Below are 16894 nucleotides of genomic sequence, written 5' to 3'. Positions count from 1 at the left end.
AAAGCCTTCAATTTTTGAAGGCTCTTTTGATTTGAGCTTAATCTTTGGCGGCCTGCCAGAAGGCTTCACCTGCTTGAATTGGATCATTGGTTTCGGCTAAGGTTTTTACCCAGACATCGTATTGCGCAATCACAGGATGTTGACTGGGATGAAAATCTTTTTTAAACCAGTCCCGATATTGTGGGCCCATACGGGTCAAGGTACCGTTACGGCCAAACAACCAGGGCAGTCCTTTCAGGTTCATTTGCAAACGCTCTAAGACACTGAACCCATCATGTTTCAGCATGACATTGGCGCGATAGGCAGTATAACTAAACATCAAAAATGTCGTGCTGAGCAGGGTCATTTTGCGCATCCATTCAGGTGTTTTTGCAATATCTTTCATCACGTCAAAAGCCACATCACGATGTTCCATTTCTTCAATCGCATGCCAGGCAAACATGGCACGTACATAAGGATGCCCGTCTTTTAAGGTGGATTTTTGACCGTAAAAAGTTTCAGCCATCAGCGCAGTCAAGTGTTCTGCCGCTGCCGTCGTGGCAATATTGAACTGTGCTGAACGATGTTTGAGGTCATGAGCGAACATATTATTCAGACGCTCAATAAAATCATCGACAGGCATGCCTTGTTCACGCATCAGCTGGTTCATTTTCTCATGGGCAATGCCGTGCTGTGCTTCCTGACGAATAAAATCTGCCACACGTTTTTGCAGCTCCGGGTCTGTGATCTGATCTCGGAACAGGCGCACACTCTGAATAAAATAACGCTCGCCATCTGGAAAGGTCAGGCTCAAGGCATCGAACATGCGGGTCAGAAAGGGGTCACCGCCAAACCAGTAGCGCGGGATTTCATCCAGTTTAAAATCAAGCTGGGTCCGGACCACGGGCTTTATTGAAGATTTTAATACTGCATTCATCTTATGAATTCTTTTTTGTGACGATGCTGACAGTATGTCGGGGAATGCCGTAATTGTTTTGACAGTGCTTGCCAATTTTTATACATTTTATGCCAAATGAAAATAAAACTGCTTAGACTAAAGCAGGCAGCGGGAAGCGCGCATGCAAGAAATTAAAATATCCAATGGTTATATTCAGCTTTGGGCGACTTATCTGCGCAGTCTGCAAATTGAGCCTTTGGAAGCTGACTTTCTGCAAGATGTACATGAAGCGCTTGTCCCCCTGATTGATCAGCCTTTTGCCACGCAAGTGCCGCTGGAATTATTAAATCAGCTTCTGTTAAGAACCCGGCAACATTTAAACTGTCCACAACTAATTTTCGAGATCGTGCAGGTTATTCGTCCAGAACATTTTGGCGTGCTCGGCTATATGGCTTCGCGAAGCAGCAGCGTTGCGGAAATGATCCGGCATATCATTCGCTTTCAACGACTGGTGATTGATGGCAGTGAGTTTGTACCTTTGCAATTGAAGCAGCGTGAACACAGTCTTAAATTATTTTGGGCCTATCTGGATGAAAAATATAATCTGCTCAATGAGCTGACCATGGCCGCGATGGTGCAATTGGGACGCGTCATTTTGCAGGATCATCAACTGTTACTGCATTGTGTACGTTTTGCCCATGTGCCTGACATGGCGAAAATACATTATCAAAAGTTTTTTGCCAGTGAGGTGAGATTTTCTCAGGACTATTATGGCATAGAGCTGGATTTGCAAGGACTGGCACATGGGTCTGAGCAGGCTGATCCAATGCTGTTGCAGCTACTGGTTCATCAGGCAGAACAGGCGATTGCAGCCAAGCCGCCCCTTGAAAATCACCTGGAACAGGCGCAGCAAATGATTGCCGAACAGCTGCGGACCCAGCATCAGGCCATTAAAGTTGAACAGCTTGCCCGGCAGTTGTTGATGTCGACACGGAGTTTGCAACGCTTATTTAGTACCCATGGCACTTCATTTAAAAAACTGCTGGAACAGCAGCGGATCAAACGTTGCGAGCTGTTGTTGCAGAAGGGATTAGGTCTGACCGAAATCGCCGAGCAGCTAGATTATTCTGACCAGTCGGCATTGGCACGGGCCTACAAGGCAGCCGCCGGACAGACATTATTAGAGCGCAGAAAGCAGTTACACAAACAGCGCAGCTAAAAAAAGCGACCCGTATCGGTCGCTTTTTTATTTGAAGAAAATGGTGAGGTTAAGCGTTGGCTTTGATTTGAGGGAATCTAAACGCAATCGCCGCAATCGCAAAAATGGCCAGAATCCAGCAATAGTACACACCACCAATCAGTTCAACCGGTGAGATTTTTGCAATGGAACAGGCCAGTAGTAACTGTGCGCCATAGGGAATCAACCCTTGTACCACACAGGAGAAAATATCCATCAGTGCCGCAGAACGCTTGGGATCCACCCCGTATTCTTTGGCAACTTCACGTGCCATATCACCAGACAGAATAATCGCCACGGTATTATTGGCCACAAAGATATTCGAAAACACCACCAAAAAACTAATCCCGATTTCGCCGGCACGTTGCTTCCCAACTTTAAACAGACGGGTCAGGCTATAAATACGCTCGATCAGCCAGCGTAAACCACCTTCACGCTGCATGATCGCCGACAGGCCACCCAGAAACATCGACAATAACGCCACTTCAAACATGCCGACAAAGCCATCGTAAATTGAAGTATTCAGTTTGAGCAGATCGAATTCAGCTGTGGCAAATAGGCCAAACAAGCCGGAAAGTAGTACGCCAATGGTCAGTACAGCCAGAACGTGTAAACGGCTAAAGGCCAAAATAAATACGGCGATATAAGGTAAAACCAGAAGCCAGTTAAAATCCTTGTATTCCACCGCATTGCTACTGCCAGTACTCAATACGTAAATCAAAATAGTGACGATTGAGGCTGGAACCGCAATCCAGACGTTGACCCTGAACTTGTCACGCAGTTGTACGCGTTGGCTGGTGGTCGCCGCAATGGTGGTGTCTGAGATCATGGACAGGTTATCACCAAACATGGCACCACCGACCACTGCACCAATCGCATAAATCACATCAATATCGGTAACCTGGGTGAAACCAAAAGCGATCGGTGCGCAGGCCGCAATGGTACCCATGGAGGTACCCATCGCCGTGGCAATAAAGGCCGAGATCACAAATAACATCGGTAGAATAAATGTGGGTGGGATAACCGACAAGCCCATCTGCACGGTAGCATCCACACTGCCAATGGCGCTACTGACGCTGGCAAAGGCGCCGGCCAGCATAAACACCATAAACATCAGAATTAAGTTCGGATGACTGGCACCTCTGAGGAATTCCTCAATGCCCTGGTTGAGTTTGCCGCGATATACTAATGCAGCCAAGATAATCGCAGGCAGGGCAGCCACAGGCGCTTTCACCTGATAGAACGCGAACTCGGTTCCGATCAGGGAATGATAGATCCCGCTACCCAAAAATATGGTTAAAAATACAATAAGCGGCAGCAGTGCAATGGCGCGTGCCTGCACTGTAGCCTCAGAATCAGTCTGCATAGGAGATAAAAAAGTAAGAGAATAGGACTAGTATAAAGCAGGTTTTGCAATTTCAGAAAACTTTAAATGAATGCACTAACATCTGCATTTTTATTAATTTTTATATGATAAAGATAAGTTTATCTAAATATTCAAGATTTTAGGTAATAGCAAAATTAGGCATCTTTGATCATTGTGAAAAAAATCAAAATAATCGTAAATAGACCCTTCCGAATTGTTTTGAAATCTTCGCACAGGAAATGAAGTACTCGAGGTCGGTATCGCAGACTGTTCATTGGACAAAAAATAGCGTTACAATGCGATGTCTTGTATTTCTACATAGTCAATGCCTCAAGTTTGAAACACGTTAAGGAAAATACCACCCTATGTCACGTTTAGCCACACGATTTGGACAACTTAAATCTCAACAGCGTAAAGCTTTAGTTTCTTATGTCATGGCGGGTGATCCGCATCCAGAAGTCACAGTGCCTTTGCTGCATGAGATGGTGGAGGCGGGTGTCGACGTGATTGAGCTGGGACTTCCTTTCTCGGATCCGATGGCCGATGGGCCGGTGATTGCGCTAGCTGCTGAACGTGCTCTGGCAGGTGGAACCAATACCCTGGATGCACTGCACATGGTGAAAGAGTTTCGCTTGAAAGACCGCGAAACACCAGTGGTGCTGATGGGTTATCTGAATCCGGTTGAAGTAATTGGCTATGAAAAGTTTGTGGCTTATGCCTATGAATGTGGAGTAGACGGTGTGTTGCTGGTGGACTTGCCACCAGAAGAAGCACAAAGTCTGGGTGAAGTACTGGAAAAATATGACATGGATCAGATTTTCCTGCTGGCACCAACTTCAACCGATGCACGTATTCAACATGTAGCAAAACAGGCCAGCGGCTTTATTTACTATGTGTCACTGAAAGGCGTGACCGGTGCAGCAACTTTAGATGTTTCTGAAGCCGCTACACGCATTCAAAAGATTAAAGCTGTGACTGATGTTCCTGTAGGCGTAGGTTTCGGTATCAGTGATGCTGCATCTGCGAAAGCGATGGGTGTTGCTGCCGATGCAGTTATTGTGGGTAGTGCGTTTGTAAAGCAATTTGCAACGCTCGCACCAGAACAAGCCGTTATTGCGACGGTGAATAAAGTCAAGGAGCTTCGAGCAGCGCTCGATGAGTTAGTATGAGTCAACAAGTGAAATCAGGCAAAATTCTGAGCCCATCGACCCCATGGACGGAGCGTACTGTTCCGGGCATTCAGGTACCCGATGAGCAAACGGCATATAAAGCGACATTTACCGAGCCTACGATTGAGTGTCCTGAATGTCATGCATTGGTGACCCGTACTGCCATGTCATTTAATGCCTATGTCTGTCCGCAATGTGATGAACATTTGCGTATGAAAGCCCGTGAACGTCTGAACTGGTTCTTTGATCAGGTACAAACAGAATTGGGTCAGGAATTTATAGCCAAAGATCCCCTGAAATTTGTCGATAGTAAAGCCTATCCAGACCGTATGGCTGAAGCGCAAAAGAAAACCGGTGAAACTGAAGCACTGGTGGTAATTCAGGGTTTGCTGAAAGGCGTACCGATGATTGCCTGTGCGTTTGAGTTCGACTTCATGGGCGGTTCTATGGGCACAGTGGTCGGTGACCGCTTTGTTCAGGCTGCAGAACATGCGATTGAAGCTCGTCAACCTTTGATCTGTTTTGCTGCTTCGGGTGGTGCTCGTATGCAGGAAGGCATGTTGTCCCTGATGCAAATGGCGCGTACTTCGGCTGCGATCCAGCGTTTAAAAGAAGCAGGTCTGCCTTATGTAGTGGTATTGACTCATCCAGTGTACGGCGGTGTGACCGCATCATTGGCAATGCTGGGTGATGTACATATTGCTGAACCGAAAGCGATGATTGGCTTTGCCGGTAAACGTGTGATCGAACAGACTGTACGTGAAAAACTGGAAGAACCGTTCCAGCGCGCGGAATATTTGCTTGATCATGGGGTAATCGATCAGATTGTTCACCGTCATGCATTACGTGATACAGTTTATCGTATCGTTACGAAGTTGATGAATTTGCATTGAACACAGCACCCTTAGCAACAGATTCTTTAAATACATGGCTCGATTATTGGAGCCATGTTCACGTTACGGGTATTGATTTAGGTCTGGAACGGGTTATTCCTGTGGCTGAAAAGCTGGGCGTGACATCTCCAGAGGCCAAAGTGCTGACGGTGGCAGGAACCAATGGTAAGGGTTCGACCACCACCACGCTGGCCGCGATCCTGAATGCGCAAGGCTTCAAGGTCGGGCTATATCAATCCCCCCACGTGTACCGTTTCAATGAGCGTGTTAAATTGCGCGGCATTGAAGTGGAAGATCAGTTGCTGATTGATGCTTTTGTTCAGGTCGATCAGGCTCGTCGCGAATGCGGTTTGAGCCTGTCTTTCTTTGAAGCCACCACACTGGCTGCTTTTGTGATTTTTAAAGATCAAGGCTGTGATGTCTGGGTACTGGAAGTGGGTTTAGGCGGCCGTCTGGATGTGGTCAATGTGGTCAATCCGGATGTGGCGGTAATTACCAATATTGGTCTGGATCATACCGACTGGCTTGGTGACACCATTGAGAAAATTGCTTTTGAAAAGGCCGGAATTATTCGCCCGGATATTCCCGTGGTATTTGGTGGACAGCAACAGATCCCGCAAGCCATTCTAAATAAAGCCCAAGAATGTAAAGCACCCTTGTATGCAATCAACCGGGATTATTTTTATGAAGCCTTTGAAGATGGCCAAAGCTGGGCTTTTGCTTCATCAGGTACGACCTTAAAACTCCCTACAGGTTCACTGGCATTAGATAATATTTCTACCGCCGTGGCCGCCATTCTGCTGAGCGAATTAAACGTCAGCCAGCAGGCAATTGCACAAGGCATTCAAACGGCAAAATTGCCGGGACGTTTTGAAATCCGTCAAATCCAGAATAAAACCGTGATTTTTGATGCAGGACATAACCCGCATGGGGTGGAATTTCTGCTGAAAAAATTACGAGATTATTTAAATTACAATCAAAAATATAATGAAGTCATTTGTGTATTTTCAATGCTGGCAGATAAAGATATAAATTCTGTCGTCAAGTTATTGAAAGACACGGTTCAATTGTGGAAAATTGCACCATTATTCGTCCCACGTGCGGCAGAGGTCACAGTTTTGGCTGATGCTTTAAGCGGTGAGGCGGTAGAACAATTTGACAATGTAAAATTAGCTTTTAAATCAGCACTGGATCAAACAGATAATAATCAGCTGATTTTGGTATGTGGATCATTTCATACCTTAGAAGCGGTATGGGAGTATTTGGAAGAATGTCAATGAATAACAAACAGCGCTGGATGGGCGGTGTTGTTTTACTCGGTGGTGGTGTTTTATTGGCAGCATTACTCCTGAAAGGCCAAGATGAAATCAATCAGGACCGTCAGCAAAATCCGGCACAGGCTGCGGAAGTTGAAAATAAAGAGACAGGCAATCATTCGCTCGGTTCTTTGACGGTCGATGTGGAAACAGAAAAGCGTTTACTTGAACAGCAACGTCGTGACCGGGAAAAATCGGTTGCAGAACAGGAGGCGCGTGCGGCCGAATTTTTAGCGATGCAACAGCAGGCTGAAGCAGATGCTGCGCGTAAAGCAGCTGAAGAATATGCTGCCCTGAATGCACACCGCCTGGGACAGCAAAGTTCCGATAATATTCCACCAGAACTGGTGGAAGATGAACAGGCCAAGCAGAAACGTCTGGCTGAAGAAAAAGCGGTGCAAGAAAAAAAGTTAGCCCAGCAGCAGCTGGTACAACAAAAAGCCAATAGTTCTACTGACGCAGCCAAGAAAGAAGCAGAGCGTAAAGCTGCTGAAAGTAAAGCCGCTGAAGAAAAACGCAAGTTAGAGCAACAGCAAAAAGCCGAAGCAGAACGTAAGGCGGCTGAAGCAAAACGTAAAACCGAGGAAGAGCGTAAAGCGGCTGAAAAGAAAGAAGCTGAACGTAAAGCTGCCGAGGAAAAACGTAAAGCTGACGAAAAACGTAAAGCTGAAGAAGCCAAGAAAAAGGCTACAGCCGAAGAAGCCAAGAAGAAAGCAGAAGCTGAGCAGGCGCGTAAGTTACTGGAAGGTGAAGAGGACAAGCAATGGATGGTACAGGTGGCACTGGCAGCGAATGAAGCCAATGCGGATGCTGTAGCAGCCAAACTGCGTGCCAAAGGTTATAAGGTCACCAAAAGCTCAACGTCTAAAGGTGTACGCATCATGGTGGGGCCGTCCAAAGACCGTGAGACTGCAGATGCACTTCGTAAGAAAATTGCGTCTGATGCCAGCCTGAATATGAAATCAGCTTGGGTGAATGACTGGGTGCCGCTGGATAAGCGTTAATTCTTTGTATTAATCAAAGTTTCTGTAGATGGATTCTTGAGTTGCTCGCGAATCCATTTTACATTTTCAGGCGTGAATAACTTTTCGATATTGCTCCAAATGGCATGAAAGCCATAACCGCCATGTTTCATTTCCTGTAGCGCCTGCTCAATCGGCCAATGTTCAAAAATAATTCGGTACATGGCGACACTTGCACCAGTGCGGTCTGAACCGTGATAACAATGCAGGAGCACCTTTTGGTGATTTTGTTGTGCTTGCTGAATCAGTAGCATAATTTTCAATAAATCTTCCCGATCAATTGCCCAGGTATGTATGGGTACATGATGTAGCTGAAAGTTTTCATTGCTCAAAACAAAGCTGTCTTGATCCCGTGAACGTAAATTAATAACCACATTGATTTGATGCTGCTTTAATAAAGGAATGAGTTCAGTTGAAGGCTGCTCACTACGATAAACAAAATTGCTGATTTGATGAAAATTATGATTCTGATGAATGGGCTGTCCCCAATGCTGAGGACGTTGAGGTTCAGGCAGGGCGGGCGTAGTCATGCAACCTGTGGTTAGGAGGTAGCCACTCATGAGAATTGGAAATATGCAGATTTTCATACAGAGCGTAGATGTTGTTTTTGTTATTTCAAGTTTAAAGTGAATACGAGATTTTGAATATAAAAAAGCCTATCCGAAGACAGGCTGTATCAACAAATCGAATCCGTGGCACGTCAATGTCGTATTCGATAAACCATAAAATGTGGAAAATAGAGTTTCTCTTATCCTTTACTTCGCTTGTCTTTCGCAAAATTAAAAAGGAGTCCTTTTAATTTTGCTCAGGATGGGGCGTGAGGCGTAAATAAGGTTTAACCGCTGTATAACCTTTTGGAAAACGTTGCTTGATTTCTTCTTCATCTTTCAGTGAAGGGACAATCACCACATCATCACCGTGCTGCCAGTTCGCAGGCGTGGCCACTTTATGTTTATCGGTGAGTTGAAGTGAATCCACCACACGCAAGATTTCATGGAAATTACGACCGGTCGATGCAGGATAAGTAATAATCAAACGGACTTTTTTGTTGGGATCAATAACCACTAAAGAACGAACTGTTAGCGTTTCGCTGGCATTCGGATGAATAAAGTCATACAGCTCAGAAACTTTGCGATCCTGATCGGCAATGATCGGGAAATTCACCGTGGTGTTTTGGGTTTCATTGATATCTTTAATCCAGCCATGATGCGATTCAACATCATCGACCGACAAGGCAATGGCTTTCACGCTACGTTTTGCAAACTCGTCTTTCAGTTTTGCGGTATAGCCAAGCTCAGTCGTACATACTGGTGTATAGTCAGCAGGGTGTGAAAATAAAATGCCCCAGCTATCACCCAGAAAGTCATAAAAATTAATCAGGCCTTCACTGGATTGCTGTTCAAAATTCGGTGCGGTATCGCCTAGACGTAAACTCATCTTTTTAGCCTCAATTGGTCTTTTAGTGTCGAGATAGGATTTAATATGAACCAATTTTTTTATGATTAAAAATAGTGTTTTTTGCTTTCTTTATGAGTAAATTGCATAAGTAGGATATCCATCTATCCAGAAGCGCAAAAATCAGTCACTTAATTGACTATGTTGCACAGGGAAAATTTGCTACATTACTTTGCCTTAGATCTTAGGGCTAGAACTAAGGATCAGATTTTTTTAGCGGTTTTACAGCAAAACCCTTGTAGTTCAAATTTCTAGCACCATAATAACGACTAAGAACATATTCATTTGACAAGCAAGATTTAGAGAGTCTATTCATGTTGGCAAGTCTGATCGGAGGAATCTTCGGTACCAAAAATGAGCGCGAACTCAAACGCATGCGTAAAATCGTAGACAAGATTAATGTGCTCGAGCCGACGATATCTACCCTTAGCGATGCAGACTTATCTGCAAAAACTGAAGAATTCAAACAACGATATAATAAGGGTGAAACCCTCGATAAATTACTGCCTGAAGCATTTGCAGTCTGTCGTGAAGCCGCGAAGCGGGTGATGGGCATGCGTCATTATGACGTGCAGCTGATCGGTGGTATTACCTTGCACGAAGGCAAAATCGCAGAAATGCGTACCGGTGAAGGTAAAACCCTGATGGGTACTTTGGCCTGCTATCTGAATGCTTTGAGTGGCCAAGGTGTACATGTCATTACCGTGAACGACTACCTGGCGCAACGTGATGCCGAGTTGAACCGTCCATTATTCGAATTTTTAGGTCTAAGCATCGGCATTATTTATTCCATGCAAAATCCGATGGAAAAAGCTGAAGCTTATCGTGCCGATATTACTTACGGTACCAATAACGAATTTGGCTTTGACTACCTGCGTGACAATATGGTGTTCTCGCTAGCAGAGAAAAAGCAGCGTGGTTTGACCTATGCGATTATCGATGAGGTCGATTCGATCCTGATTGATGAAGCACGTACCCCGTTGATTATTTCCGGTCAAAGTGAAGATTCTTCACAGCTTTATGCAGCCATCAATAATATTCCACCAAAATTACAGGCACAGAAAGAAGAGAAAGTGCCGGATGGCGGTCACTTCTGGATTGATGAAAAACAGCGTTCAGTTGAAATTACTGAAGTGGGTTTTGAAACCATTGAAAGTGAACTGATAGAAATGGGCTTGTTGGCAGAAGGCGAGAGCTTGTACTCAGCGTCGAACCTAAACCTGTTGCATCATGTCACCGCAGCGATCCGTGCGCATTATCTCTATCAACGCAATGTGCAATACATCATCAACGATGGTGAAGTGATTATTGTCGATGAAAATACCGGTCGTACCATGCCGGGACGTCGTTGGTCTGAAGGTTTGCATCAAGCCGTAGAAGCCAAAGAGGGTCTGGAAATCCAGCCAGAAAACCAGACTCTGGCAACCACAACCTTCCAGAACTATTTCCGTCTGTATAAAAAACTGTCCGGTATGACCGGTACTGCTGATACTGAAGCAGCGGAAATGAAAGAAATTTATGGTCTGGATGTGGTGCTGATTCCAACTCACCGTCCAATGATTCGTCAAGACCATAACGATTTAATTTACTTAAATCGTGAAGGAAAATATAACGCGATTATTCAAGAAATTCAGCGTGTGCATGAAGCTGGTGTTGCACCAATTCTGATTGGTACAGCCACCATTGAAGCTTCTGAGATCCTGTCGGATAAGCTAAAAGCTGCAGGGATCCAGCATGAAGTACTGAATGCCAAACAGCACGAACGTGAAGCCGATATTATTGCGCAGGCCGGTGCGCCGCGTGCAGTGACGATTGCCACTAACATGGCCGGTCGTGGTACCGATATCCTGTTGGGTGGTAACTGGAAGGCGTTGCTGGCTAAAATTGAAAACCCGACTCCTGAAGATGAAACTCGTCTGAAAGCAGAATGGGATGTTAATCACCAGGCCGTGCTGGATTCAGGCGGTTTGCATATTATCGGTTCCGAGCGTCATGAATCACGCCGTATCGATAACCAGCTGCGTGGCCGTGCCGGTCGTCAGGGTGACCCGGGTGTATCACGTTTCTACCTGTCACTTGAAGATGACTTGATGCGTATTTTCGCCGGTGATCGCGTAGTCGGCATGATGCGTGCCATGGGCTTGCAGGAAGATGAAGCGATTGAGCACAAAATGGTGTCTCGCTCGATTGAAAATGCGCAGCGTAAAGTGGAAGCACGTAACTTCGATATTCGTAAGAACTTGCTGAAATACGATGACGTGAATAACGAACAGCGTAAGATCATTTATAGTCAGCGTGATGACATTTTGGCAGAAAATTCACTGCAGGATTATATTGAAGAAATGATCCGTGAAGTGATGCAGGGTGTGATCGCCAACTATATTCCACCTGAATCGATTCATGACCAGTGGGATATTGAAGGTCTGGAACTGGCGCTACGTGAAGATCTTTCGATGGATCTTCCTATCGGGCAATGGCTGGAACAGGACCGTCGTCTGGATGAAGAAGCTTTGGTGGTTCGTATTACCGATGAAGTGCTGAACCGCTACCGTTCGCGTCGTGAACAAATGGGTGGGGAATCTGCAGCATCGCTTGAACGTCACTTTATGCTGAATTCTCTGGACCGTCATTGGAAAGAGCATCTGGCGGCTATGGATTACTTGCGTCAGGGTATTCATTTACGTGGTTATGCGCAGAAGAATCCGGAGCAGGAATACAAAAAAGAAGCTTATAACCTGTTTGTGAACATGCTGGGTACGATCAAATCCGATGTCGTGACAGATCTGTCACGCATCCACGTACCGACCCCTGAAGAGCTGGCGGAAATGGAAGCACAGCAGCAGGCACAGGCTGAGGCAATGCGTTTGCAGTTATCTCATGAAGAGTTTGACGGCTTGTTGGCAGGCGACCATGAGGTGACGACCGAGCAAAATGCTCAGGCCAATCCGGTAGCACCAGTTTTTGAAGCACCGGCAAGTCGTAATGCACCTTGTCCATGTGGTTCAGGCCTGAAATACAAACAGTGTCATGGTAAGATCTAAACGCTATTAAAAATCAGAGCCCCATGGCTCTGATTTTTTATGTATGAAGATTTTTCAGAAATTGAATACTGTTTGCAGTCTTAGGAATTAAATGCTATTTAATGGCTCATTCAACACCTCAAAGTGGAATAACCTGAATGAAAAAAGTATTAAAAACGCTCATGATTGCCGTTTTGGCAATGCCTGCCTTAAGTTTTGCACAAACTGCAGCGACCACAACAATTGATAAAGTTCAGCAAGCGGTGGGTACTAACACTGCTCAAGTACAACGTACCGATGCACAAGTGACTGTAGCAAGCCCACGTACCGGCATCCGTTATACCTTTGCCAACCAGAATCGTCCGATTGTGTTGCAGACCGCTGCGATTGCAGCTGCTAATGCGGCAAATGCAGACCGTATTGTTGCTACTAATCCTGCACTTTCTAGTGCAAGTCAACAACAAGCGAAACAGGCTTTACTAAGCGAATCTGGACAACTTGCACAAAATTAAAAATATCTTAATTTTAAAAACGTAGAAACCAGTCTTGATGACTGGTTTTTTTATTGTGAAAACCCATAACAAATCTCAGGCTGGCTCAGGCTTTGGCTCGATTTTTTGTTGCAGATCAACTAAGCTATATTTTTCTAAAACTTCAATATTGGACTTTAAAATGGCAGTTGGTGACGTATCTATGCCACAGATGCATGTGGTGAAAGGGGTTAAAATTGGTTCGGCTGAAGCCTATGTGCGCTATCAGAACCGACGTGACCTGGTGATATTTGAACTGGCTGCAGGCTCCAATGTTGCTGGAGTGTTTACCCAGAATGCCTTTTGTGCAGCACCTGTGCATGTATCCAAAGCACATTTGCAAGCGGGAAATCCACGTTACCTGGTAATCAATACCGGCAATGCCAATGCAGGAACAGGTCCTACAGGCATGGCAAATGCAGAAGCCACCTGTGCCAAGTTAGCTGAACTTGCAGGCGTACAGGCTGCTGAAGTGTTGCCATTCTCGACTGGTGTGATTGGTGAGCAGCTTCCAATGGAGCGTTTGCTTACAGGTTTACAGCCTGCGCTGGATTCATTGCGTGATGATGCCTGGGGCGATGCAGCGACTGGAATCATGACCACAGATACCACTCCGAAAGGTGCGTCAGAACAGTTCGAGCTGAATGGTGTGACTTATACCATGACCGGTATTTCCAAAGGTGCAGGCATGATTCGCCCGAATATGGCGACCATGCTGGGCTATGTTGCGACGGATGCACCGATCAGCCGTGAACTGGTTCAACAGTTATTAACTGAAACAGTCAATGTATCGTTTAACCGTATTACAATTGATGGCGATACCTCAACTAATGACTCGTGTATTTTTATTGCCACAGGTCAGGCCGGTGGTGCTGAAATCACTTCGACTGAAGATCCACGTTATGCAGTGGTGCTAGACGTATTGACACGTACCATGAAACGCCTTGCGCAACTGATTGTACGTGATGGTGAAGGTGCGACTAAATTCATTACCGTGACTGTAGAAGGTGGTGGCAATACTCAAGAGTGCTGCGATATTGCCTATAGCATTGCGCATTCACCGCTGGTCAAAACCGCAATCTTTGCTTCTGACCCAAACTGGGGCCGTATTCTGGCAGCGATTGGTTATGCCGGTGTGCCAAATTTAGACGTTGCAAAAATTCAGGTTTGGTTAGATGATGTACAAATCTGCAAAGATGGTGGTGCGGCAGCAGACTATACTGAAGCAGCCGGTGCACGTGTGATGGCCCAGGCTGAAATGACGATTCGTGTTGATCTTGGACGAGGTCAGGCAAAAGATACGGTTTATACCTGTGACCTGTCGTATGACTACGTAAAAATCAATGCAGATTATCGCTCATAATTCAGATTGTTTATAAAGCCTCCGTTGTGGGGCTTTTTTTATACTTAATGATTTTTAATGACTGGTCAAAAATAGCATTTCGCCAGAGATGACCGGGATGTAGGGTGAAAGGTTCATTGAATAGTGAACCATGAGGGTAGAGTAAGAGTTGTTATGAATGATGCGACCAAATTAATAGCCAATGAAGCTAAATCGATTGTGCAGGCGCATTTAGATCGTTTAGGTGTTCCACAAGAACATCAAATGAGCCAGCAGGAAAAATTGGACAAATTTGCACAGATCAAGGCAGAGCTGGAAAAACAGGATGCTGTTTTGGTGGCGCATTATTATTGTGATCCTGAAGTGCAAGAACTGGCTGAACTGACGGGGGGCTGTGTTTCCGATTCACTGGAAATGGCGCGTTTTGGTCGCGATCATCCAGCTTCAACGCTTGTGGTAGCTGGTGTGAAATTTATGGGCGAAACCTCTAAAATTCTTTCACCCAATAAAACCGTGCTGATGCCAACTTTGGAAGCGACCTGTTCACTGGACTTAGGTTGTCCTGTCGATGAGTTTACCGCTTTTTGCGATGCGCACCCGGATCATACCGTGGTGGTTTATGCCAACACGTCAGCGGCCGTGAAAGCCCGAGCCGATTGGGTCGTCACTTCAAGTTGTGCAGTGGAAATTATCGAACATCTGGACAGTCTGGGCGAAAAAATCATCTGGGCACCAGATCAGCATCTGGGTCGTTATATCCAGAAAAAAACCGGTGCAGAGATGTTGCTCTGGGATGGTGCCTGTATCGTGCATGAAGAATTCCGTTCACGCGGTATTGCCAATATGAAAGAGCTCTATCCAGATGCGGCAGTTCTGGTACATCCCGAATCACCGATGTCTGTGGTCGAGATTGCCGATGCGGTGGGTAGTACCTCACAATTAATTAAAGCAGCACAAACTTTGCCAAATCAGCGTTTAATCGTAGCTACTGATCGCGGTATTTTTTATAAAATGCAGCAGGCAGTGCCGGATAAAATTCTGATTGAAGCACCAACCGCAGGAGAGGGGGCAACTTGTCGTTCTTGTGCGCATTGTCCTTGGATGGCCATGAACGAGCTGGATGGTATCTTGCATGTGTTACAGCATAAAGATCAGGAAGTGCATGTCGATCCGGTACTTGCTGAACGAGCTAAACTGCCTCTAGATCGCATGCTGAACTTTAGTGCCGGACTAATACGTTAAAATTTGTATAAAAAATGTCTGAAGCGATTGATAAATAAACGCTTGAAGCGTTTTTTCGGTTTTTTTTAAATATAGGTGTTGACGTCTCCGGGCGTCGCGCCTAGAATGCACACCGTACCGAACGATGTTCGATACGAAAGCTGAGATGAATCGGAGCATAGCACAGCCTGGTAGTGCACCTGGTTTGGGACCAGGGGGTCGTAGGTTCGAATCCTACTGCTCCGACCAATTCTTCAAGGCAAATGATGTTTGCATCAGTAACGCGCTTGTAGCTCAGTTGGATAGAGCATCCGCCTTCTAAGCGGATGGTCACAGGTTCGAATCCTGTCAGGCGCGCCATTTGGTCGCTTGATGTTAAGAATCAAAATGATGGTGGATGTAGCTCAGTTGGTAGAGCCCTGGATTGTGATTCCAGTTGTCGCGGGTTCGAATCCCGTCATTCACCCCAACTTTTAAAGTTGAAATCGGAGCATAGCACAGCCTGGTAGTGCACCTGGTTTGGGACCAGGGGGTCGTAGGTTCGAATCCTACTGCTCCGACCATCTCCTTCAAGATGGTCGAGATAAAAGATACCGCGTTAAGCGGTTTTTTTATGCCTGAAATTCAATGTGAATAAAAAATATACAATTGTTATCGGTGGCTATCATGATGAATGCTCGAATTCCTATTAAATTATTTTTCATCTAATAAAACTGTGCATTGAAGATTGCTTTCTTCTCGCATTGCTTCACTCTTAATTTTAATCATTCAACAATTTAACCAGAGTTTATCTATAGAGTGATTATCTTGTTGAATGGAATTTTAATGGATGGATGAGGATTATATTTTTAAAATGGGTAAGGGATTCCATAGTAAATCTATTTTATTAACTCATCTGTTGTGTTTGATCTGAAATAAAGACAATAAAAAATTTTTAGATAGATATAGCAATTAAATTAACTAGAAATACCCATTGATAAGTAAATAAACTACTTTAAAACATCAATAATTGAATAAATTTTGAGTGAAAAATAGAAAAACCTGTATTTTTTGTAGAATAAATAAACAGTCGTGGTGTTTTTGCTGAATTATTTAAAAATAGGGGTTGTATTGGGTTGGGAATCCTGTAGAATGCACATCCATCGGCGGTGATGAAGATTAAAACTTCTGATAAAACAGTGACTTAGTTAAGTTTGATTGAGTTGGGTTTTAGAAAGAAAGTTTAGAGATAATCTAAATTACTGGTTGACTTTCTAGAGATAGAGAGTAATATAGCCGACCTAGCTTGCTGGTGACGAATTAGCAAGAAGATCATTAAGAGATTATGAAGAACAACTTGTGTGGATTTTTACTGGTTGATTGATCGAAATTATTTTCATTGATTGATGGTAGAAATTACTCGAAGTTTATTTGAGAAATATTTGTCAGAAAATTGATGAGCCAAGA

General features: G+C 44.9%; 13 protein-coding genes and 4 tRNA genes. 13 read left to right on the top strand and 4 right to left on the bottom strand.

The genetic code is table 11. The features are described from left to right. Positions 1 to 37: 37 nt before the first annotated feature. The gene (locus NI468_RS06805) at positions 38 to 916 is read right to left on the bottom strand and encodes a metal-dependent hydrolase (RefSeq protein ID WP_005252814.1); all 879 of its coding nucleotides are present in this window, start codon (positions 914 to 916) and stop codon (positions 38 to 40) included. A gap of 142 nt (positions 917 to 1058) precedes the next feature. Between NI468_RS06805 and NI468_RS06800 the strand changes: the two genes are divergently transcribed. Continuing rightward, on the top strand, positions 1059 to 2096 hold the full coding sequence (locus NI468_RS06800; RefSeq protein WP_253100890.1) for an AraC family transcriptional regulator ligand-binding domain-containing protein: 1038 nt from the start codon (positions 1059 to 1061) through the stop codon (positions 2094 to 2096). 49 nt (positions 2097 to 2145) lie between these two features. On the opposite strand, the gene NI468_RS06795 is transcribed toward NI468_RS06800, so the two are convergent. Continuing rightward, positions 2146 to 3480 (bottom strand): Na+/H+ antiporter NhaC family protein, encoded by a 1335-nt coding sequence (locus NI468_RS06795; RefSeq protein WP_253100887.1) that lies wholly within the window; start codon positions 3478 to 3480, stop codon positions 2146 to 2148. 365 nt (positions 3481 to 3845) lie between these two features. Between NI468_RS06795 and trpA the strand changes: the two genes are divergently transcribed. From trpA to NI468_RS06775, 4 genes are read left to right on the top strand one after another with little or no spacing between them, the layout of a single operon-like run. Continuing rightward, a complete protein-coding gene (gene trpA / locus NI468_RS06790) occupies positions 3846 to 4649 on the top strand; it encodes a tryptophan synthase subunit alpha (protein WP_085064171.1) in 804 nt (267 codons plus the stop codon). After that, positions 4646 to 5542, top strand: a complete 897-nt coding sequence (gene accD, locus NI468_RS06785; protein WP_004645174.1) for an acetyl-CoA carboxylase, carboxyltransferase subunit beta — start codon at positions 4646 to 4648, stop codon at positions 5540 to 5542. Before trpA ends, accD begins: the two co-directional genes overlap by 4 nt. Further along, the gene (gene folC, locus NI468_RS06780; protein ID WP_253100884.1) at positions 5539 to 6822 is read left to right on the top strand and encodes a bifunctional tetrahydrofolate synthase/dihydrofolate synthase; all 1284 of its coding nucleotides are present in this window, start codon (positions 5539 to 5541) and stop codon (positions 6820 to 6822) included. Before accD ends, folC begins: the two co-directional genes overlap by 4 nt. After that, positions 6819 to 7862 (top strand): SPOR domain-containing protein, encoded by a 1044-nt coding sequence (locus NI468_RS06775; protein ID WP_004281671.1) that lies wholly within the window; start codon positions 6819 to 6821, stop codon positions 7860 to 7862. The genes folC and NI468_RS06775 overlap by 4 nt, the downstream gene beginning before the upstream one ends. On the opposite strand, the gene NI468_RS06770 is transcribed toward NI468_RS06775, so the two are convergent. Both NI468_RS06770 and NI468_RS06765 read right to left on the bottom strand, forming a co-directional pair. After that, complete coding sequence (locus NI468_RS06770; RefSeq protein WP_005263670.1) at positions 7859 to 8467, bottom strand: dual specificity protein phosphatase family protein; 609 nt, start codon at positions 8465 to 8467, stop codon at positions 7859 to 7861. The genes NI468_RS06775 and NI468_RS06770 overlap by 4 nt on opposite strands. 208 nt (positions 8468 to 8675) lie before the next feature. Beyond that, positions 8676 to 9317 (bottom strand): peroxiredoxin, encoded by a 642-nt coding sequence (locus NI468_RS06765; RefSeq protein ID WP_195725615.1) that lies wholly within the window; start codon positions 9315 to 9317, stop codon positions 8676 to 8678. A gap of 332 nt (positions 9318 to 9649) precedes the next feature. Between NI468_RS06765 and secA the strand changes: the two genes are divergently transcribed. The 8 genes from secA to NI468_RS06725 all read left to right on the top strand — a co-directional run bounded on the left by secA (position 9650) and on the right by NI468_RS06725 (position 16011). Further along, positions 9650 to 12376, top strand: a complete 2727-nt coding sequence (gene secA, locus NI468_RS06760) for a preprotein translocase subunit SecA (RefSeq protein WP_253100881.1) — start codon at positions 9650 to 9652, stop codon at positions 12374 to 12376. A gap of 137 nt (positions 12377 to 12513) precedes the next feature. Further along, positions 12514 to 12867, top strand: a complete 354-nt coding sequence (locus NI468_RS06755; RefSeq protein WP_253100877.1) for a hypothetical protein — start codon at positions 12514 to 12516, stop codon at positions 12865 to 12867. Between the two features lie 160 nt (positions 12868 to 13027). Then, a complete protein-coding gene (gene argJ, locus NI468_RS06750) occupies positions 13028 to 14248 on the top strand; it encodes a bifunctional glutamate N-acetyltransferase/amino-acid acetyltransferase ArgJ (protein ID WP_253100874.1) in 1221 nt (406 codons plus the stop codon). Positions 14249 to 14401: 153 nt separating this feature from the next. After that, a complete protein-coding gene (nadA, locus tag NI468_RS06745) occupies positions 14402 to 15469 on the top strand; it encodes a quinolinate synthase NadA (protein WP_253100871.1) in 1068 nt (355 codons plus the stop codon). 151 nt (positions 15470 to 15620) lie between these two features. Beyond that, positions 15621 to 15697, top strand: a tRNA-Pro gene (locus tag NI468_RS06740). Between the two features lie 34 nt (positions 15698 to 15731). Then, a tRNA-Arg gene (locus NI468_RS06735) sits at positions 15732 to 15808 on the top strand. 33 nt (positions 15809 to 15841) lie between these two features. After that, positions 15842 to 15917: transfer RNA gene (locus NI468_RS06730), tRNA-His, on the top strand. A gap of 17 nt (positions 15918 to 15934) precedes the next feature. Further along, positions 15935 to 16011: transfer RNA gene (locus NI468_RS06725), tRNA-Pro, on the top strand. Positions 16012 to 16894: the final 883 nt, after the last annotated feature.

Source organism: Acinetobacter lwoffii (assembly GCF_024129355.1).
GTDB classification, from domain to species: domain Bacteria; phylum Pseudomonadota; class Gammaproteobacteria; order Pseudomonadales; family Moraxellaceae; genus Acinetobacter; species Acinetobacter lwoffii_I.
The sequence above is the reverse complement of the archived record's forward strand: the minus strand, read 5'-3'. Positions and strand labels throughout refer to the sequence as shown.